19 protein-coding genes are annotated in these 18,979 nt (G+C 54.2%); all 19 read left to right on the top strand.

Annotation, left to right across the window (positions count from 1 at the left end):
• The first annotated feature begins 4 nt into the window (after nucleotides 1–4).
• Nucleotides 5–934: a succinate--CoA ligase subunit alpha gene (gene sucD, locus BMW84_RS07450; RefSeq protein ID WP_091066159.1), complete on the top strand. Its 930-nt coding sequence runs from the start codon at nucleotides 5–7 to the stop codon at nucleotides 932–934.
• Between the two features lie 200 nt (nucleotides 935–1,134).
• The gene (dprA, locus tag BMW84_RS07445) at nucleotides 1,135–2,253 is read left to right on the top strand and encodes a DNA-processing protein DprA (protein ID WP_091066157.1); all 1,119 of its coding nucleotides are present in this window, start codon (nucleotides 1,135–1,137) and stop codon (nucleotides 2,251–2,253) included.
• 57 nt (nucleotides 2,254–2,310) lie between these two features.
• Nucleotides 2,311–4,407: a type I DNA topoisomerase gene (gene topA / locus BMW84_RS07440; RefSeq protein ID WP_091066155.1), complete on the top strand. Its 2,097-nt coding sequence runs from the start codon at nucleotides 2,311–2,313 to the stop codon at nucleotides 4,405–4,407.
• An 18-nt stretch (nucleotides 4,408–4,425) separates the two neighbouring features.
• Nucleotides 4,426–5,760: an FADH(2)-oxidizing methylenetetrahydrofolate--tRNA-(uracil(54)-C(5))-methyltransferase TrmFO gene (gene trmFO, locus BMW84_RS07435; protein WP_091066152.1), complete on the top strand. Its 1,335-nt coding sequence runs from the start codon at nucleotides 4,426–4,428 to the stop codon at nucleotides 5,758–5,760.
• 21 nt (nucleotides 5,761–5,781) lie between these two features.
• Nucleotides 5,782–6,324, top strand: a complete 543-nt coding sequence (gene hslV / locus BMW84_RS07430; RefSeq protein ID WP_091066149.1) for an ATP-dependent protease subunit HslV — start codon at nucleotides 5,782–5,784, stop codon at nucleotides 6,322–6,324.
• A 35-nt stretch (nucleotides 6,325–6,359) separates the two neighbouring features.
• Entirely contained in the window at nucleotides 6,360–7,757 is a 1,398-nt protein-coding gene (gene hslU / locus BMW84_RS07425; RefSeq protein WP_091066147.1) for an ATP-dependent protease ATPase subunit HslU, read from the top strand.
• A 379-nt stretch (nucleotides 7,758–8,136) separates the two neighbouring features.
• Nucleotides 8,137–8,544 carry a flagellar basal body rod protein FlgB gene (gene flgB, locus BMW84_RS07420; protein ID WP_091066144.1) on the top strand — a complete coding sequence of 136 codons (408 nt, stop codon included), beginning with the start codon at nucleotides 8,137–8,139 and terminating at the stop codon, nucleotides 8,542–8,544.
• A gap of 6 nt (nucleotides 8,545–8,550) precedes the next feature.
• Nucleotides 8,551–8,997 (top strand): flagellar basal body rod protein FlgC, encoded by a 447-nt coding sequence (gene flgC / locus BMW84_RS07415; protein ID WP_091066142.1) that lies wholly within the window; start codon nucleotides 8,551–8,553, stop codon nucleotides 8,995–8,997.
• A 29-nt stretch (nucleotides 8,998–9,026) separates the two neighbouring features.
• Complete coding sequence (fliE, locus tag BMW84_RS07410) at nucleotides 9,027–9,335, top strand: flagellar hook-basal body complex protein FliE (protein WP_091066140.1); 309 nt, start codon at nucleotides 9,027–9,029, stop codon at nucleotides 9,333–9,335.
• 34 nt (nucleotides 9,336–9,369) lie between these two features.
• On the top strand, nucleotides 9,370–10,959 hold the full coding sequence (gene fliF, locus BMW84_RS07405) for a flagellar basal-body MS-ring/collar protein FliF (RefSeq protein ID WP_091066137.1): 1,590 nt from the start codon (nucleotides 9,370–9,372) through the stop codon (nucleotides 10,957–10,959).
• A gap of 4 nt (nucleotides 10,960–10,963) precedes the next feature.
• Complete coding sequence (gene fliG, locus BMW84_RS07400) at nucleotides 10,964–11,983, top strand: flagellar motor switch protein FliG (RefSeq protein WP_091066135.1); 1,020 nt, start codon at nucleotides 10,964–10,966, stop codon at nucleotides 11,981–11,983.
• Nucleotides 11,976–12,824, top strand: a complete 849-nt coding sequence (locus tag BMW84_RS07395; protein WP_091066133.1) for a FliH/SctL family protein — start codon at nucleotides 11,976–11,978, stop codon at nucleotides 12,822–12,824. The genes fliG and BMW84_RS07395 overlap by 8 nt, the downstream gene beginning before the upstream one ends.
• A complete protein-coding gene (gene fliI, locus BMW84_RS07390; RefSeq protein WP_254772892.1) occupies nucleotides 12,817–14,130 on the top strand; it encodes a flagellar protein export ATPase FliI in 1,314 nt (437 codons plus the stop codon). The genes BMW84_RS07395 and fliI overlap by 8 nt, the downstream gene beginning before the upstream one ends.
• Nucleotides 14,131–14,136: 6 nt before the next feature.
• Nucleotides 14,137–14,580: a flagellar export protein FliJ gene (fliJ, locus tag BMW84_RS07385; RefSeq protein WP_091066128.1), complete on the top strand. Its 444-nt coding sequence runs from the start codon at nucleotides 14,137–14,139 to the stop codon at nucleotides 14,578–14,580.
• Between the two features lie 17 nt (nucleotides 14,581–14,597).
• The gene (locus BMW84_RS07380; RefSeq protein WP_091066125.1) at nucleotides 14,598–15,542 is read left to right on the top strand and encodes a MotE family protein; all 945 of its coding nucleotides are present in this window, start codon (nucleotides 14,598–14,600) and stop codon (nucleotides 15,540–15,542) included.
• A 23-nt stretch (nucleotides 15,543–15,565) separates the two neighbouring features.
• Nucleotides 15,566–17,056, top strand: coding sequence for a flagellar hook-length control protein FliK (locus tag BMW84_RS07375; protein ID WP_091066124.1), 1,491 nt, complete (start codon nucleotides 15,566–15,568; stop codon nucleotides 17,054–17,056).
• A gap of 28 nt (nucleotides 17,057–17,084) precedes the next feature.
• Nucleotides 17,085–17,543: a flagellar hook assembly protein FlgD gene (flgD, locus tag BMW84_RS07370; protein ID WP_091066121.1), complete on the top strand. Its 459-nt coding sequence runs from the start codon at nucleotides 17,085–17,087 to the stop codon at nucleotides 17,541–17,543.
• The gene (locus tag BMW84_RS07365; protein ID WP_091066120.1) at nucleotides 17,540–17,929 is read left to right on the top strand and encodes a TIGR02530 family flagellar biosynthesis protein; all 390 of its coding nucleotides are present in this window, start codon (nucleotides 17,540–17,542) and stop codon (nucleotides 17,927–17,929) included. Before flgD ends, BMW84_RS07365 begins: the two co-directional genes overlap by 4 nt.
• A gap of 122 nt (nucleotides 17,930–18,051) precedes the next feature.
• Nucleotides 18,052–18,870 carry a flagellar basal body rod protein FlgG gene (gene flgG / locus BMW84_RS07360; protein ID WP_091066117.1) on the top strand — a complete coding sequence of 273 codons (819 nt, stop codon included), beginning with the start codon at nucleotides 18,052–18,054 and terminating at the stop codon, nucleotides 18,868–18,870.
• Nucleotides 18,871–18,979: the final 109 nt, after the last annotated feature.

The raw sequence follows: 18,979 nt of genomic DNA, 5'->3' as shown, positions 1-18,979 counted from the left end.
TAATATGAGCATTCTTGTAGATAAACATACGAAGGTCATCACCCAAGGCATTACGGGCGCGACAGGTCTGTTCCATACCAAAGGGGCCCTCGATTATGGCACTCAAATGGTCGGCGGCGTCACGCCGGGCAAAGGCGGAACCTTTGTGAATATTACGCTGGAAAACGGAAGCGAAGCAAGCCTGCCGGTCTTTGATACCGTTGTTGCGGCCAAAGCGGCCACGGGTGCTACAGCGAGCGTGATCTATGTTCCGCCGGCGTTTGCGGCGGATTCCATTATGGAAGCGGTGGATGCCGAGCTGGATCTCGTGATCTGCATTACCGAGGGCATTCCGGTGCTGGATATGGTCAAAGTATCGCGGTATATGGAAGGCCGCAAAACCGTATTGATCGGACCGAACTGTCCGGGCGTCATTACACCGGGCGAATGCAAAATCGGCATCATGCCGGGCTATATTCATATGCCGGGATATGTGGGCGTCGTATCGCGCAGCGGAACTCTCACGTATGAGGCGGTGCATCAGCTTACGGCCCGCGGCATCGGGCAGTCTACGGCGGTCGGTATCGGCGGCGATCCGGTCAAGGGCTCCGAATTTATCGATATCCTGAAGCTGTTTAATGAGGATCCCGGCACGAAAGCCGTCGTGATGATCGGCGAAATCGGCGGAACGGCGGAAGAGGAAGCGGCGCTGTGGATCAAAGAGAATATGACGAAGCCGGTCGTCGGTTTCATCGGCGGGGTGACGGCGCCTCCGGGCAAACGGATGGGCCATGCCGGTGCGATCATTTCCGGAGGGAAAGGCACCGCCAGCGAGAAAATCGCCGTGCTGGAGGCTTGCGGGATCAAGGTCGCGCCTACACCGGCCGAGATGGGCTCCACGCTGGTAGAGGTACTGGAGGAGCGCGGCATTCTGAACGCTTTTACCAGTCACTGATACTTTTAAACTAGAGTTAAATTCTTATATGAATCTGCAAAGGTAAGCAACCTTTGATTCCCGCAAGCGGGGATTAAGGGTTGCTTTTTTTTGACCGCGCGCGTCAGAAAATGCCGGTTCACCCGCTGCGGACTTGCATTTCCGGCGCCGTTACCACAAAATAGGGAAGGCTAACCCCTTCCGCATGGGAGAGAGGGTTCATGGAAGAAAGAGAACTGTTATTTGGATTGCATGAGCAACAGGGGATCGGCTGGAAAAGCATCGACAAGATTCGCACCAAGGGAATGCTGACGGATGATGTCTTCAAGTACGAGGCGCAGGATTGGCGGCTTGCCGGATTATCCGAGAAAATGTCGCAGCAGCTCGCCGGTACCTTTACGGCTGACTGGATCGCTAAGCGCCGTCTTTTAATGGAAGAAAGCCGGATTCAGATGGTGACGGTGCTCGATAAGGATTATCCGGTACGCCTGAAAGAGCTGCCCCAGCCGCCATGGGTGCTCTATTACCGCGGAAGGCTGGAGCTGGCTTCGGCGCCTTCGATCGCCATGGTCGGCACGCGGATGCCCACCGCTTACGGGCGAAAAGTTGGGGAGATGCTTGCTGCAGAGCTCAGCGGACAAGGATTTGCCGTTGTCAGCGGCCTCGCCCGCGGCATTGACCGTGCTTGCCACGAGGCGGCGCTCGCCGGCATCGGAGGGACAGTCGCCATTGTCGCTACGGGGCTCGACAAGGTGTATCCGCCGGAGAACCGCGAGCTGGAGCGGGAGATCGCCCGCAAGGGGCTGGTGATCAGCGAATACCCGATCGGCACGGCCAGCCATCCGGGGCTGTTTCCGCAGCGCAACCGGATTATCGCCGGGCTGGCGCTTGGCACGGTAGTTGTCGAAGCGGACAGCCAGAGCGGCTCGCTGATTACCGCAGACATTGCGCTGGACGCCAGCAGGGATATTTTTGCCGTACCCGGACCGATTACATCGCCGAAAAGCCGGGGGACGCTGGAGTTGATCAAGCAAGGGGCGAAGCTGGTCACCTGCACTGGCGATATCACTGAGGAATATGCCGGTTTTATAGCCGAAATGGGGCCGGAAACGGTATCCCGGCAGGGTGTGAAATCCGGCCTGCAGGAGGGTTTTACCGAAAAGAATTTGACAAGCAACGAGTCTCACCTATACCATATACTGCATCAAGGGCCGTTTACGCTGGATGAACTTCTGGAAAGAACAGGATGGGATTTTGGACTTTTACATTCAGTTCTGTTATCTTTAATCATAAAAAAAGCGGCAACGCAATTACCGGGCGCTATTTATAAGGTGATTTAATGAAGTAATTTCATATAGAGCTAGAGCGGCTAGCATAATTTTTAGGAGGAAGAGCCTATGGCGGATGCATTGGTGATTGTTGAATCGCCGGCCAAAGCGAAAACAATCGGGAAATATTTGGGGAGTAAATATATTGTGAAGGCCTCCATGGGCCATATTCGTGATTTGCCGAAAAGCCAAATGGGCGTGGAAGAGGAAAATGGCTTCAGTCCGAAATATATTACGATCCGCGGCAAAGGTTCAATTCTGAAAGAGCTGAAGGACGCCAGCAAAAAAGTCAAAAAAGTGTATCTGGCGGCTGACCCGGACCGCGAAGGCGAAGCCATTGCCTGGCATCTGGCGCATGCGCTGGATTTGGACGATACGCAGGAGTGCCGCGTCGTATTCAACGAAATTACGAAGCAAGCGGTCAAGGATGCTTTTAAGACACCGCGCAAAATCAATATGGATTTGGTCAACGCGCAGCAGGCCCGGCGGATTCTAGACCGTCTCGTCGGCTACAAAATCAGCCCTTTATTATGGAAGAAAGTCAAAAAGGGCCTGTCCGCCGGACGCGTGCAGTCGGTTGCCGTCAAGATTATTATGGACCGGGAGAACGAGATTTCCGCTTTCGTTCCAACCGAGTATTGGAGCATTACGGCCAAGCTCGCGATCCGCGATACGGCATTCGAAGCCAAATTCCACAAGCTGAACGGTGAAAAGAAAGAGCTGGCCCGCGAAGAGGACGTCCAGGAAGTGCTTGCGGCTATCAAAGGTCAGACGTTCAAAGTCAGCGAAGTCAAGGAAAAGGAACGCCAACGTCATCCGTCCGCGCCGTTTACGACAAGCTCCCTGCAGCAGGAAGCTGCGCGCAAGCTCGGTTTCCGGGCAGCCAAAACCATGTCGGTGGCACAGCAGCTGTACGAAGGCGTGGAGCTTGGCAAAGAAGGCACGGTCGGTTTGATTACCTACATGCGTACCGATTCCACCCGCTTGTCGACGACTGCGCAGGATGAAGCCAAAGAACTGATCTTAACCAAATACGGTGAAAAATATGTGCCTGAGACCCCTCGCCAATATTCCAAAAAAGCGGCAGGCGCCCAGGACGCGCATGAAGCGATTCGTCCAACCTCGGCTCACCGCGAGCCCGAGCTGATCAAGGAATTCATGAGCCGCGACCAATTCAGACTGTATAAGCTGATCTGGGACCGCTTTATTTCCAGCCAGATGTCTTCTGCTCAGCTGGATACGCTGTCGGTGGATATCGCGGCAGGTACTGCCATTTTCCGTGCAGTCGGTTCGAAGATCGCCTTTCCGGGCTTTATGAAGGTGTATGTGGAGGGCAACGACGACGGCACCACGGATGAAGAGAAGTTTCTGCCGCCGCTTACTTCCGGTGATAAGCTCAGCAAACAGGAGATCGAGCCGAAGCAGCATTTCACGCAGCCGCCTCCGCGTTATACGGAAGCCCGGCTGGTGAAAACGATGGAGGAACTGGGCATCGGGCGTCCGAGTACGTATGCGCCGACACTGGAGACGATCCAGAAGCGCGGATATGTGGCGATTGAAGAGAAAAAGTTCATGCCGACCGAATTAGGCGAGCTGATCATCGAGCAGATGGAGCAGTTTTTCCCTGAAATACTCGATGTCGAATTCACCGCGCATATGGAAGGCGACCTTGACCATGTGGAGGAAGGCGCCGAGGATTGGGTGAAGGTGCTGAGTGATTTTTATAAATCGTTTAAAGTGCGGCTGGACTTTGCCGAAGAGGAAATGAAGGAGATCGAAATCGAAGACGAGGTCTCCGACGAGGTTTGCGAAAAATGCGGAAAGCCGATGGTTTACAAGCTGGGCCGGTTCGGCAAATTCCTGGCCTGCTCCGGCTTCCCGGATTGCCGCAACACGAAGCCGATCGTTAAGGACATCGGCGTAACCTGCCCGAAATGCCATGAAGGCAAAGTGGTGGAACGCCGCAGCAAGAAGGGACGCGTCTTTTACGGCTGCGACCAGTACCCGGGCTGCGATTTTGTATCATGGGACCGCCCGTCAAGCAAACCTTGCCCGGCATGCGGTTCATGGATGATCGAAAAGCGCAATAAACAGGGAGCGAAGCTGCAATGCACTTCCTGCGACCATACGGAAGAAATACTCGACAACGAAGAAATCGCAGAATAACCGCTGCAACAGGGGGAAATGACATTGACTGAACCAAAAGTAACGGTAATCGGCGCGGGGCTGGCCGGGAGCGAAGCGGCTTACCAAATCGCTTCCCGCGGCGTGCCGGTCCGGTTATATGAAATGCGCCCGGTGGTAAAAACGCCGGCGCATCATACCGATAAATTTGCCGAGCTGGTATGCAGCAACTCGCTGCGCGCCAACGGGCTGGGCAATGCCGTAGGCGTGTTGAAGGAAGAAATGCGCCGCCTCGGCTCGCTGGTGCTCGGCGCAGCAGACCGTCATGCCGTGCCGGCGGGCGGAGCGCTCGCCGTGGACCGCGACGGCTTCTCCGGCGAAATTACAAGCACGCTGCATGAGCATCCGCTCGTGGAAGTCATAAATGAAGAACTGACGCATATACCGGAGGATGGGATCGTTGTCATTGCCACCGGGCCGCTCACTTCGCCGGGCCTCTCGGCAGAGATTAAAGCTCTGCTCGGCGAAGAATATTTCTACTTCTATGATGCGGCGGCACCGATCGTCGAGAAGGAATCGATCGATATGAGCAAGGTGTACCTGGCATCCCGGTACGACAAGGGCGAAGCGGCCTATCTGAACTGTCCGATGACGGAAGAGGAATTCGACCGGTTCTACGACGCGCTGATTACCGCTGAGACGGCGGCGCTCAAAGAATTCGAGAAAGAGATTTATTTTGAAGGCTGCATGCCGATCGAGATCATGATGAAGCGCGGCAAGCAGACGGCGTTGTTCGGCCCGATGAAGCCGGTAGGCCTCGTCAATCCGCATACGGGCAAGCTCCCCTATGCCGTAGTGCAGCTCCGTCAGGACAATGCGGCGGGCACGCTGTACAACCTGGTCGGCTTCCAGACCCATCTGAAGTGGGGGGAGCAGAAACGTGTCTTCTCCATGATTCCCGGACTGGAGAACGCGGAGTATGTCCGCTACGGTGTCATGCACCGCAACACGTTCATTAATTCGCCGAAGTTGCTCCATCCGACATATCAGCTCAAGGGCAACGAGCGGCTGTTCTTCGCCGGCCAAATGACCGGGGTCGAAGGGTACGTGGAATCGGCTGCTTCCGGCCTGATCGCCGGCATCAATGCGGCGCGTGCTGCGCTGGGCGAAGAAGGTCTCGTCTTCCCCGAGGATACGGTTCTGGGAAGCATGCCGGCATATATTACGTCCGCAGATCCGGCACATTTTCAGCCGATGAACGCGAATTTCGGCTTGTTGCCGAAGCCGGAACGCAAGATCAAGAACAAGAAAGAGAAAAACGAGCAACTGGCTTACCGCGCTTTGGATGCCCTTAAAGCATTTGCAGCGGAGAACGCGCTTGAGCATCAGGAATAAAATTTTAGGAGGTATGTGAGCATGCTACCGAGTTTTCACGCGACGACCATCTGCGCCATCAGACATAACGGCCAGGCAGCCATCGCCGGGGATGGACAGGTTACCTTCGGCGAAAGCGTCATTATGAAGACAACGGCCCGCAAGGTCCGCCGTCTCTACAGAGGGCAAGTGATTGCCGGTTTTGCCGGATCGGTCGCGGATGCAATCACGCTGTTCGAGAAATTTGAAGGCAAGCTGGAGGAGCATCACGGCAACCTGCAGCGTGCGGCGGTCGAGTTGGCCAAGGATTGGCGGTCGGACCGGGTGCTGCGCAAGCTGGAGGCGCTGATGATTGTGGTGGACAAGGAAGGCATGCTGCTGATCTCCGGCAACGGCGAAATCATTGAGCCGGACGACGAAGTACTGGCCATCGGCTCCGGCGGCAATTTCGCGCTTGCGTCCGGCCGGGCGCTGAAGCGGCACGCTTCGCAGCTCACCGCGGCGGAGATGGCCCGGGAAGCGCTGCAGATAGCCTCGGAGATCTGTGTATATACCAACTCCAATATCATTGTTGAGCAGTTATAAGCCTTCAGCGGCTGAATCAGAGGGAGGAAGTCATAATGGTGAATCAATCGCTTACGCCCCGCCAAATTGTTGCTGAGCTGGACAAATATATCGTCGGACAAAAGCAGGCCAAAAAATCGGTGGCCGTTGCCCTCCGCAACCGGTACCGCCGCAGCCTGTTATCCGAGGATTTGCGCGACGAGGTCGTTCCGAAAAACATCCTCATGATTGGTCCGACCGGCGTCGGTAAAACGGAAATTGCCCGCCGGCTCGCCAAACTGGTCAATGCGCCGTTCATTAAAGTGGAGGCAACCAAGTTTACCGAGGTGGGTTATGTCGGCCGCGATGTGGAGTCCATGGTCCGTGATCTGGTGGAAACCGCGATTCGCATGGTGAAGCTGGAGCGCACCGAGAAGGTCAAGGATAAAGCCGAAGAAATGGCCAACGAACGGATCGTTGCCATCCTCGCCCCATCTGCCGCCAAAAGCAAATCGCAGCGCAATCCGTTCGAGATGATCTTCGGCGGCAATTCCGGCTCTGATACGGCAAAGGAAGAACCGGAAGATACCAGTCTAGGGGATCGCCGCCGCAACATCAAGTTTAAGCTGCTGGCCGGTCAACTGGAGGAGGACGTAATCGAGATCGACGTGGAGGATACGACGCCGACGATGCTCGATATGTTTGCCGGACAGGGCAACGACCAGATGGGCATGAATATGCAGGAAATGTTCGGCAGCCTGCTGCCGAAGCGGACGAAGAAGCGCAAGCTTCCGATCAAGGAAGCGCGCAAGGTGCTGATTCAGGACGAAGCCGCCAAGCTGATCGACATGGATGACGTCATTCAGGAATCGGTCGCCCGTGCGGAGCAGTCCGGTATTATTTTCATCGACGAGATTGATAAAGTGGCCAGTTCGGGCAAAGGCTCCGGACCGGATGTCTCCCGTGAAGGCGTCCAGCGCGATATTTTGCCGATTGTTGAAGGCTCGACCGTCATGACCAAATATGGTCCAGTGAAAACGGACTATGTGCTTTTTATCGCCGCCGGCGCTTTCCACATCGCCAAACCTTCCGATTTGATTCCTGAGCTGCAGGGCCGTTTTCCGATTCGCGTGGAACTGAGCAGCCTGTCGCTGGAAGACTTTGTGTCCATCCTCACCGAGCCGCAAAATGCGCTGACCAAGCAGTATGTGCATTTGCTGCAAACCGAAAATCTGGAGATTCAGTTCCAGAAGGAAGCGATTATCGAAATCGCCAAAATTGCGGCAACCGTCAACCAGAATACGGAGAATATCGGCGCACGCCGGCTGCACACCATTCTCGAGAAGCTGCTGGAGGATCTTTCCTTTGAAGCCCCGGAATTGACGCTCGACACGATGGTTATCACGCCCGAGTACGTTCGTGAAAAACTGGCAGGAATTGCACAGGACCGTGATTTAAGTCAGTATATCCTGTAAACTGACAAGAAGTGATTTCTTGTAAAAATGGGTATTCAGATGGAGTGCGTTTTGAATTTTTGTAAAAATGGCGAATAATATACCTCAATATGGAAAAACACCGTGGATTGTACACCTGAAAACGTGTGCAAACACGGTGTTTTTGCGATAAGCCCTCTCTTTTCAGAAAAGATAGGGCTTATTTCTTATTGTAATAATATACAAATTCTAAGAGAATCAATGTATATGAGATTGACTGTAAGTCATAACAATCGACATTCTTCGACTATATTTCGACACTTAGCTTTAAATTTTTAGCTTTTATTGTCGAATCTAGCAGGAATACGGGAAAAGTTGTTGAATTCTTTTCATTATGGAAGGTTTTGAAGGGAGGATGTCCATGGGTTTGCTGAATGGTGTCAGTTTTCAACGTTTGCAGGCTGGTATGTCCGCTGCAACGACAAGACAAGAAGTTTTGGCGAATAATGTCGCCAACAATGACACGCCGAATTTTAAGCGTTCCGATGTGGCGTTTGAAAGCATTTTACAAGAGCAGGAAAAAGGGCTGAAGCCGACGCTCAAGGCAAAGGTATCGGATGCACGCCATTTTCAATTCGGTACGGGCGGCGCAGTCCCGTCGGCAGTCATCAGTACGGACGAGTCGACCTCGATGAACAATAACGACAATAATGTGGATATTGACCGGGAGATGGCGCTGAGCGCCGAAAACCAATTGAGATATAACTCCTATATCCAACAGATCAACAGTCAAATTTCCATGATGCGCACGGTGGTCGAAGGGAGGTAATGAGAAATGAACTTTGGTAGCAGCTTTGGAATCAGCGCCTCCGCGTTAACGGCACAGCGGCTGCGGATGGACGTCATTTCCTCCAACATCGCCAACGCCGAAACGACACGGGCTTCCGTGGTTGACGGGAAAGCGGTGCCTTACCGCCGGAAGCTCGTGGTGATGGAATCCGCCGAGAACAACAGTTTTTCGAATATTCTGAACGCTAAGATGAACGGCAGCACCGAAGGCGTCAAGGTCCAATCGATTATCGAGGACTCTTCACCGCTGAAGCCGGTGTATAACCCAAGCCATCCTGATGCGGACGCGGACGGTTATGTATATATGCCGAACGTGGATATCACGAAGGAAATGGTGGACATGCTGTCGGCATCCCGTTCCTATGAAGCAAACGTCACGATGCTGAATGCGTCGAAGGCGATGGTCAGCAAGGCGCTCGAGATCGGAAAATAATTTTTGAATAGAGACTCGGAGGGAATTCATTGATACAGAATTTGAATGTTGTTTCCGCAGCCGTCAAGCCGCTGGCCATGAAGACAGCCGCCGAAGATACGTCGGCCGTTGCCAATTCGGAACAAAGCTTCGGCTCTTATTTGGAGAATGCGCTGAACCAGGTGGCCACCCAGGAAGAGCAGGCGAAGGATATGAGCAATAAATTTGTTTTGGGAGAGGTCAACATCGATGAGGCGATGATTTCCTCCCAGCAGGCGCTACTCAGTTTGCAGCTGACTACACAAGTCCGAAACAAAGTGATTGAAGCCTATCAGGAAATTATGAGAACTCAAATCTAAATAATCCTAGCTTAGTTTCGGATGGGGTGACACTGTGAATGAAAGATTTGCCCAGTACCGGGAGAAGTTGACCCAGTATTGGAACAGATTCAGCGGCAAACAAAAAATATTATTTTTTTCGACTCTCGCCATCATCATAATTGTGCTGGTCGTCATCTCGACGCGGCTGTCTAAAACCGAATACGAGGTTGCCTTTCAGGATCTGGACAGCACGGATGCGGCAGGGGTCATGAATTATCTCGACTCGGCCGGCGTTTCCTACCGTCTCAGCACGGACGGAAGCAGCATCTCCGTACCCAGCACGGAAGCGGCGCGCATTAAAGTCGATATCGGATCGCAGGGGATTGTTCAGGGCGGTTCCATCGGCTATAAAGTCTTCGATGAATCTTCATCGATGATCGGCACGACGGATAATGAATTTAATGTGAAGTACAACAATGCATTAAACGGTGAGGTTCAGCAGCTGCTCAGACGGATGCAAGGGGTTAAGGATGCGAAGGTACTCATTAACTTGCCCAAGGAAACCGTTTTTGCCTCCCAAGAGGATCAGGAGAAGGCTTCGGCATCGGTCGTGCTGACGTTTGATCCCGGATTTCGGCCCACCCAGAATAATATCGACGGATACTTCAATCTTGTGAAGACCGCCGTCCCGAATTTGCCGATAGATAACATTACAATCGCTAATGACGAAGTCGAATTGATGCCGTCGGAGCGCGGCGGGCAAACCGGCGTATCCAGTCAAGTGGAAGAAAACTTCGCCCTCCAGAAAAAATTTGAGGAAGAAGTCAAGAAGAACGTAAAGCAGTTCCTCAGCACGCTTACCGGGCCTGACAAAGTCGACGTACTCGTCTTCTCGAAGCTTAATTTTGACAAAGAGAGCCGGAAAGAAGATCTTGTGACTCCGGTCGACACGGAAAACATGAAGGGGATTGAAATCAGCTCGCAGATTATCAGCAACACGTATTCGGGACAAGGAAATACAAGCGGGGGTGTTGCGGGTACTGGTTCGCAGGATGTGGCGGGTTACCCAAGCGATACAAACACCGGGACTTCCAGTTCCGAAGAAACCTCGGAAACGAGAAACTATGAAGTCAACCGCATCACCAAGGATATTATCGCAAGCCCATATACTGTTAAAGATTTAACCATTAATGTTGCCGTTGAACCACCGGACGGACAAAATTCTTTGGATAATGCAACTTCTTCCGCCATTCAGAACATTCTCGTCAACATTGTGCGGGCGTCTCTGGCGGATTCCGGGGTCCAATATACAGATGCCGATCTGGCGAAAAAAGTTTCGGTGTACTCGCAGCAGTTCGGAAGTACAGCCGCGGCTGCCGGAAGCAGCGGAATGCCATCCTGGATGATCTGGGCGATCGGCGCAGGCGCGCTTCTTCTCGGCGCAGGCGGCGGATACATCATTTACCGCAGCCGCAAGAACAAGCAGGACGAAGAACTCGAAGATGACATTCCGTTGCAGGTGCCGACCGAATTCCCTTCGATTAACCTAGAAAGCGTGACAAATGAAAGTCAGGTCCGCAAGCAGCTGGAAAGTCTGGCGAAGAAGAAGCCTGACGAGTTTGTGAATCTGCTGCGTACATGGCTCGCAGATGAACAGAGGTGAGTAAATGGCAAAGGCTAGCAGTCAGCAGGTGCTTAGCGGCCGCCAGAAAGCGGCGATCCTGTTAATTACACTAGGGCCTGAAGTATCGGCGCAAATTTTCAAGCATTTGAGAGATGAAGAAATTGAACAGCTGACGCTCGAAATTGCCAACGTCCGCAAGGTGGACAGTGTGGAGAAAGAGTCGATCATGTCCGAATTTCACCAAATCTGCCTGGCTCAGGAATACATCTCCCAAGGCGGCATCAATTATGCCAAAGAGATTCTGGAGAAGGCGCTCGGTTCCACCAAAGCGATGGAGGTCATCAACCGCCTGACGGCAACGCTGCAGGTGAGACCTTTCGACTTTGCCCGCAAGGCGGATCCGAATCAGATTCTCAACTTTATCCAGAACGAAAACGTCCAGACGATCGCGCTTGTATTGTCTTACCTGCAATTTGAACAGGCGGCGGCGATTCTTTCATCTCTGCCGCAGGAAAAACAGGCCGAGGTTGCCCGCAGAATTGCGATTATGGACAGCACCTCTCCTGAGGTTGTCACGCAGATTGAACGGGTACTGGAGCAGAAGCTATCCGCTACCGTCACGCAGGACTACACGAATGCGGGCGGTATCGAATCGATCGTTCAGATTTTGAACGGGGTCGACCGGGGGACGGAACGGACGATTCTCGATTCCCTGGAGATCCAGGATCCCGAATTGGCCGAAGAAATCAAGAAGCGGATGTTCGTCTTCGAAGATATCGTCAATGTGGACAACCGTTCGATCCAGCTCATTATCCGCCACATCGAGAACGCGGACCTGCAGTTGGCCCTCAAGGTGGCGAGCGAGGAAGTACGAGACGTTATTTTCCGCAATATGTCGAAGCGGATGGCCGATACCTTCCGCGAAGAGATGGAGTATATGGGACCTGTGCGGCTTCGTGACGTTGAGGAAGCCCAGACCCGAATTGTAGGCACGATCCGCAGACTCGAAGAGTCGGGTGAGATCATCATCGCCCGCGGTGGAGGAGATGACATCATTGTCTAGGCTGATCAAGCATTCCGAATATGTTCCGGTTGACGTACTCAAACGGCTGGAACTGGCCCGGCAGCACGCCGGGCTTGCAGAAACGGCGGCGGCCGACGAACCGGCTGCGGAACAACCCATTCTTGATCCGCTCGGGGAAGAAGCGGAAAAGGCCCGGAGGCAAATGCTGAAGGACGCCAAGGAGTTTGCCGAAGAGCAGGTGCGGAATGCTTCCCGGGAAGCCGAGGAGATCGTCGCCTCAGCCAAGGCGGAAGCCGACGAATGGTGGCGGCAGCAGCGGGAACAGGACGAGCATCTGTCCGAAGCGGTAAAGGCCGAGGCGTTCCAGCAGGGTTATCAGGAGGGCGTGGCTCAGGCGGAACGGGACATGGCTGAAAGGCTGGCGGCAATGATGGAAGAAGCGCGCGGCGTTTTGCAGGAAGCCTTCCGGGCCCGTGACAACATCATCCAGGAAGCCGAACCGTTTCTCGTGGACTTAAGCTGCAGCATAGCCGAGAAAATCGTGGACAAGCAATTGACGGTGGAACCGGAATTCGCAATCGAACTGATTCGCAAGAATCTTGCCCGCAAACGCGAACAAGGAGTCATTTCGCTTTGTGTCTCCCCGGCACAATTCGCGTTTGTGAACGCTGCGCGGGAGGAGCTGGCTTTGGCCGTCGATTCGCAGGCCGAGCTGCAGATTTTGCCGGATTCAACTGTGAAGGACCACGGTTGTGTGATCCGCTCGAATTTCGGGAGCATCGATGCCCGGATCGACACCCAATTGGCGGAGATCAAGAAAGAGCTGATTCGCATCGCACTGGATACCGAGGACTTCAGAAATGGGGAAGAGAATGCTTGATACACTCCGTTACAAAGAGCAGCTCCGCAATTTTGATCCCGTCCGTATCAACGGCAAGGTCACCCAGGTTATCGGCCTGATGGTGGAATCCGAAGGGCCGGACGCCAGTATCGGGGATGTGTGCTACATCTATCCTTCCAAGGGCAGCAAGCCGCTGCAGGCGGAGGTGGTCGGCTTTCGCGACAACAAGGTCCTGTTAATGCCTCTTGGAGAGCTGCAGGCGATCGGCCCGGGCTGCGATGTCGTGGGAACCGGCAAGCCGCTCAGCGTGCAGGTCGGCTCGGAGCTGCTCGGCAAAGTCCTCGACGGCTTGGGACAGCCGCTGGACGGCTCGCTCATTCCGGCGCGGATGCCGCACAGCTCTACTTTCAACATTCCGTCGAATCCGCTGAACCGGCCGCGCGTGCATGAACCGATCAGCATCGGCGTCCGGGCAATCGACGGACTCCTGACCATCGGGAAGGGCCAGCGCGTCGGCATCTTCGCCGGATCGGGCGTCGGCAAGAGCACGCTGATGGGCATGATTGCCCGCAACACCTCGGCCGATGTCAATGTGATCGCGCTGATCGGCGAACGCGGCCGCGAGGTGCTCGACTTTATCGAGCGCGACCTCGGTCCCGAAGGGCTGCAGCGTTCCGTCGTCGTGGTTGCCACCTCGGACCAGCCGGCGCTGATCCGGATCAAAGGCGCGCTGATCGCGACGACGATTGCCGAGTATTTCCGCGATCGCGGGCTGAATGTAATGCTGATGATGGATTCCGTGACGCGTTATGCGATGGCGCAGCGCGAAGTGGGGCTGGCCGTTGGCGAGCCGCCGGCGATGCGGGGTTATACGCCGTCCGTTTTCGCCAGCTTGCCCAAGCTGCTGGAGCGGGCAGGTACCGGTCCGACTGGCTCGATCACCGCATTCTACACGGTGCTGGTCGACGGCGACGACATGAACGAGCCGATTGCCGATGCGGTGCGCGGCATCCTGGACGGTCACATCGTGCTGAACCGGAACATCGCGAACAAAGGACATTTTCCCGCGATCGACGTGCTTGCCAGCATCAGCCGGGTCATGAAGGATATCGCGCCGGAAGAGCAGATTGCTGCGGCGGAGAATGTTAAACGGTTAATGGCCGTGTATAAGGATTCGGAGGATTTGATTAACATCGGCGCTTATCAGCGCGGTTCCAATGCCCAGATCGACGAGTCGATCCAACATATCGACAGCATCTGGCAGTTCACCCGGCAGAGAGTCAATGAAAAGGTAACGCTATCCGAAGTGCAGCAAGCTTTAATCTCACAGTTCTCAAGGAGTTGATCTGGATTGAGGTTTCATTATACCTTCCAAAAAGTGGTGGATCTGAAAGGTAACGAGCGGACGCAGGCGGAGTGGATGCTGTCCAGTGCCCTCGGCGAGCTTCAGGCCCAGGAGAAAAGCCTTGATGAACTGCTGAGCCAGCGTTACGAGATGGTGCTGGCACTACAGAGTGCAGCCCAGCAAGCGACGCCGATGGCAAAAATTCGTGAAATGCAGGATTACGTGGAGTACCTGGATTCATGCATCGCACGCAAGCATTCCGACATTAACCTGGCCCATCAGGAAGTGCAGCATAAGCAGGACCAGCTCAATACCAAAATGCTGGACGAAAAAGTATGGCTTAAGGCCAAGGATAAGGCCCAGGCGATTTTTCAACACAATATGAATTTACGGGAACAAAACGAACTGGATGAAATGGCAACTGTCCGCTTCGCGATGAAATCCCTCTGACCCGGGAGGCTTCGTTTGTGGCTAACGATCAATTGGAACTGGAAAATGAGGAGTCGGCAAGCAAGTTTGAGCGTTTTTTGTTTTTAATGATCCCGATTATTTTTACTCTTGTGCTGCTCGGCGTGCTGTTGACCCTTTTTAATATGGATATCCGCAATAATGTGTTTGAAGTACTGAACAAGATTCCGGGCATTGAACGGCTTGTGCCTGATCCCGAGACGGAAACCAGCGGCAATGCCGCAACCGAAACCGGGACGGCGGAGGAGCAGCAGGCGGAAAGCTCGGAGAGTACGATCAAGGCGCTGAAAGATCAGCTGGCCAAAAGCAATGAACAGCTGAAGCAGGCGGCCGATGATCAAACGGCCCAGACGGCACAGATTGCTGCACTGCAAAAACAGGTCGATGAGATGAAGGCGCAGGAGGAAGCGGCCGCAAGCGCCGAACCGACCGTAGATCCGTACGAGAAAAGCGTGACCGACCTCGCCAAGCTGTACGCCGGCATGAAGGCCTCCAAAGCGGCCCCGATCCTGGAAAATATGACAACCGAAGAGATGGCGCAAATCTTCAGTCATATGAACAATGAGAGCAAAACGGCGATTCTTGAAAAAATGGATCCGAAAAAAGCCGCTGATGTCTCCGTGAAGCTAAAGGAAGCGACCGATTCAACCGATATGGCTATTGCAGCCCTTCAATCGCGGCTCAAACAGGAGCAGACGGCAACGACGTCTACTACGACCACTTCCGGGTTGGGTCAGGACAAGCTTAGCCAGACATTCACAAGCATGCCTGCGGCGGATGCCGCTACGCTGCTCAGCTCGATGTACAGCGTAAGTCCGGACAAGGTGATTACGATCCTTAGTTCGGTAAGCGACAGCGTACGTTCTTCGATCCTCAGCGAAATGACGAAGACGGACAGCGCACTGTCCGCCAAAATTGTCAATCGGCTGATGGGCGGCAAATAACTCTTGAAAGGAGGTGAAAACATATGAGTTTAGTGATTCCATCCTTTTCCGGCGGGAATATGCAACCGACTGCTTCCACGGCTTCGGCAGGAACGGCATCGTCACCAACCTTCGTATTTGCGCAGACACTTCAGCAGACACTCGGTACGCAAACGGCAAATGGTTCATCCCAGCCGCTTACTGCAAATCTGGCCAGCCTGCTGCAAGGACTTCTCGGCAACGCCGGCGCTAGCGGAGATACGGGGACCCCAAGCGGCGAAGCCCAAACAGGAAAGGTGCTTGACCAGCTGGTAAAGGATTTGGGACAACTGGATGACAACATTGCCAGCGATCCCGCACTGCTTGCTGCATTGCAAAACTGGCTGCTGCAGGTGAACGCCCTGCTATCGGGACCTAATGATGCGTCGGTACAGACGACGGCTGAGGACGGTTCAAACGGTTTGTCACTCCTTGCACAGCAGCCAGCAACACTGCGGTTTGCGGTACAGGACGAACTTACCCGGTTGGTGAACATGCTTCAACAGACCTCGGCAGAGGGCCAATCCGACATCCTGGCCAAAGGGACTGCGCTGTTAGGCGACTTTACGGCAATCCTGGCGGAGAATGCAGACGAAGCATCCAAGCTTAAGGTGAAAGGCACAGCGGCTCCACAGACTGCGGCTACAGCAACGCAACCTGCCGCGGGCGTCGTTAATACGGCTGCACAAACCGGAGCAACCGCAAAAACATCCGCTGCTCCGCTGACGTTTACTTTTGCGTCTCAGGCGGCGAATACCGCTGACTCGGGAAATGCTGATTCCGGAGGCGGACAGCAAGGACAAGCCATTGCCCAAACGGGAGCAACCGTTGACACCCATGCAGCACAGGCGGCGGACAAAGCCAAAGAGCTGAAAACTTCCGGCGAATTGAGTGACGAACCTTCCGCAGCTACGGACCAGGCCAAAGGCAGCGATGTAGTAACCGCAGGCCAGCTTGCTTTAAAAAGCGGAATTGAAATGCCGCTGAAGGCTGAGCACAAGCAGGTACATGTCCAGCAATTTGCCCAAGAAATGAACTCCTTTATTTCCGGCAAGCTGGATATCGTTCAGAAAGGCGGCGTGGCCGAAGCGACAATGACGCTGTTTCCCGATAATCTCGGTCAAGTGGACGTGAAGATTACGATGCAAAACGGCCATTTGGTCGCCCAGTTCCTGACGGAGCATTCGGGAGCGAAAGATCTTTTGGAGCAGCAAATGAACCAGCTGCGTTCCGCCCTTGTGTCCCAGGGTCTGCAGGTAGAGAAGCTGGAGGTCGCACAAAGCAGCGGCAGCCAAGCGATGTTCTCGCAGTTTACCGGCCAGCAAGGCAAGCAATCCGGTTCGGGCCAGCAACAGGAGCGTCGTTCGAAAGCGCGCGATGAAGGCCAGGGTGATGCAGTACTGGCAGCTGAATTAACCGGCGAGTGGAACGAATGGGTGCGCAGCGCTCAGCAAAGCGACAGCAGCCAAGGCGGGAATTTCTCGGCCAAGGCTTAATTTGACAGTCAAGGCGAGGTGAAACATTATGGCAAGTACCACACCTATTTCAACCAGTGATTCATGGAACTACACGGCGCCGGATCCCACCAAAAAGACAACCGGGAGCTCGACGCTCGGTAAAGACCAGTTCCTTAAAATCCTGATCACCCAGCTTCAGAATCAGGATCCGATGCAGCCGATGGAGGATAAGGAATTTATCGCCCAGATGGCCCAGTTTACATCGGTGGAGCAGCTGATGAACATTTCCACCCAGCTCACCGCTATGAACCAGTCACTCGGTTCGGTTTCCGGCCTGATCGGCAAGACCGTCTCATGGACAGATGCCGACACGGAGCTTCCGAAATCGGGGATCGTCGATTCCATCGTTGTCAGCAACGGTTCGCAGTATGCCGTGGTCGGCGATGACCGGATTTTGTTGACCGACATTACCCAAATTCAAAATGCGACCGGGGATGACGGCAAGGAGAGCGGGGCGAAATCATGAGCGATCGGCTGACGATCGGACAACTGTATCCCGCAAGTTTGGCGAAAGGCGCATTAACCCGGACGCAAACCGCGAAAACGTCTGCCACCGGATCCGAGACGACAAGCTTCGAAAGCATGCTGCAAAAGAACATGCTGAAATTCAGCAATCATGCAGCGAAGCGGCTTGAACAGCGGGGGATCGAGCTGGGCAGCAGGCAAATCGACGAAATTTCGTCGGCGGTAGACAAAGCCGCAGCTAAAGGCAGCAAGGAATCGCTTATCTTAATGAAGGATATGGCCTTGATTGTCAGCGTGCCGAACCGCACCGTGGTAACGGCGATGGATGGAAGTTCGATGAAGGATAACGTATTTACGCAGATTGACAGTGCTGTCATTATTTCATAACCGGCTGGTCCTGACGGAATGCCGGAGCGGCTGCCGACCGACTGAAGCGGCCGCATTCCCAATGTTTCATTCCTATAAAGCGAGAAAGAACAAACAAATCCACGATCCGGGAGGACAATTAAATGCTTAGATCTATGTATTCAGGGGTTTCGGGTATGCGCGGTTTTCAAACCAAGCTGGACGTCATCGGTAATAACATTGCGAACGTTAATACCATTGGCTTCAAATCCGGCCGCGTGATGTTCAAGGATATTATGAGCCAGACGGTTTCCGGCGTAACGGCGCCGGTCGACGGCGGCCAAGGCGGTGTCAATGCCAAGCAGATCGGTCTCGGCGTCAGCGTCGGTTCGGTGGACACGATGCATCTTGCAGGCAGCGCGATGACGACCAACAACCCGACCGACCTGAGAATCGACGGCGACGGATTTTTCCTCGTCAAACTGTCTGACGCCCAGGAGACGCCGTTCCTGACCCGTGCCGGCGACTTCCATGTCGACTCGAGCCGCAACCTGTTGACTTCTGACGGCCTGCATGTGCTTAGCTCCGACGGCGAGCCTATCCAGCTCGGCGAAGACGTAACGGCCTTCTCGATTTCCTCCGACGGCACCATCGTGCAAACAATGGCCGACGGAACAACCGAGCCCGGCGTGCAAATCGGCGTGGCGAAAGTCAGCAATCCGCAAGGCTTGGAGAAAATCGGCGGCAACCTGTACCGCATGACGCTTAACGCCAATGCCGACGGCGCGCTGGAGCCGACAACGGCGAACAACGCGGAAGTGGGAACAGGCTCCATCGTAGCCGGCCAGCTGGAAATGTCCAACGTTGACCTGACCAGCGAATTTACGGAAATGATCGTAACCCAGCGCGGGTTCCAGGCTAATTCCCGGATTATTACAACCTCCGACGAAGTTCTGCAGGAAGTAGTTAACCTGAAACGGTAATTTAGTGTAACGACAATCTTCAACATGCTGTATAATATTTACGTTTCTGCATTGGCAACATGCGCGATGCAAGCCGGGGGGAGGACTCCTCCCCCTATTTATGCAAGGG

The organism is Paenibacillus sp. NFR01 (assembly GCF_900111565.1).
Lineage (GTDB): Bacteria > Bacillota > Bacilli > Paenibacillales > Paenibacillaceae > Paenibacillus_AQ.
The sequence above is the reverse complement of the archived record's forward strand: the minus strand, read 5'-3'. Positions and strand labels throughout refer to the sequence as shown.

Excerpts from the sequence above, each read along its gene's own strand:
- trmFO (WP_091066152.1), top strand. The coding sequence starts at position 4,426 with ATGACATTGACTGAACCAAAAGTAACGGTAATCGGCGCGGGGCTGGCC.
- hslU (WP_091066147.1), top strand. The coding sequence starts at position 6,360 with ATGGTGAATCAATCGCTTACGCCCCGCCAAATTGTTGCTGAGCTGGAC.
- hslV (WP_091066149.1), top strand. The coding sequence starts at position 5,782 with ATGCTACCGAGTTTTCACGCGACGACCATCTGCGCCATCAGACATAAC.
- flgG (WP_091066117.1), top strand. The coding sequence starts at position 18,052 with ATGCTTAGATCTATGTATTCAGGGGTTTCGGGTATGCGCGGTTTTCAA.
- BMW84_RS07375 (WP_091066124.1), top strand. The coding sequence starts at position 15,566 with ATGAGTTTAGTGATTCCATCCTTTTCCGGCGGGAATATGCAACCGACT.
- topA (WP_091066155.1), top strand. The coding sequence starts at position 2,311 with ATGGCGGATGCATTGGTGATTGTTGAATCGCCGGCCAAAGCGAAAACA.
- dprA (WP_091066157.1), top strand. The coding sequence starts at position 1,135 with ATGGAAGAAAGAGAACTGTTATTTGGATTGCATGAGCAACAGGGGATC.
- fliG (WP_091066135.1), top strand. The coding sequence starts at position 10,964 with ATGGCAAAGGCTAGCAGTCAGCAGGTGCTTAGCGGCCGCCAGAAAGCG.
- sucD (WP_091066159.1), top strand. The coding sequence starts at position 5 with ATGAGCATTCTTGTAGATAAACATACGAAGGTCATCACCCAAGGCATT.
- flgC (WP_091066142.1), top strand. The coding sequence starts at position 8,551 with ATGAACTTTGGTAGCAGCTTTGGAATCAGCGCCTCCGCGTTAACGGCA.
- BMW84_RS07365 (WP_091066120.1), top strand. The coding sequence starts at position 17,540 with ATGAGCGATCGGCTGACGATCGGACAACTGTATCCCGCAAGTTTGGCG.
- fliI (WP_254772892.1), top strand. The coding sequence starts at position 12,817 with ATGCTTGATACACTCCGTTACAAAGAGCAGCTCCGCAATTTTGATCCC.
- flgD (WP_091066121.1), top strand. The coding sequence starts at position 17,085 with ATGGCAAGTACCACACCTATTTCAACCAGTGATTCATGGAACTACACG.
- flgB (WP_091066144.1), top strand. The coding sequence starts at position 8,137 with ATGGGTTTGCTGAATGGTGTCAGTTTTCAACGTTTGCAGGCTGGTATG.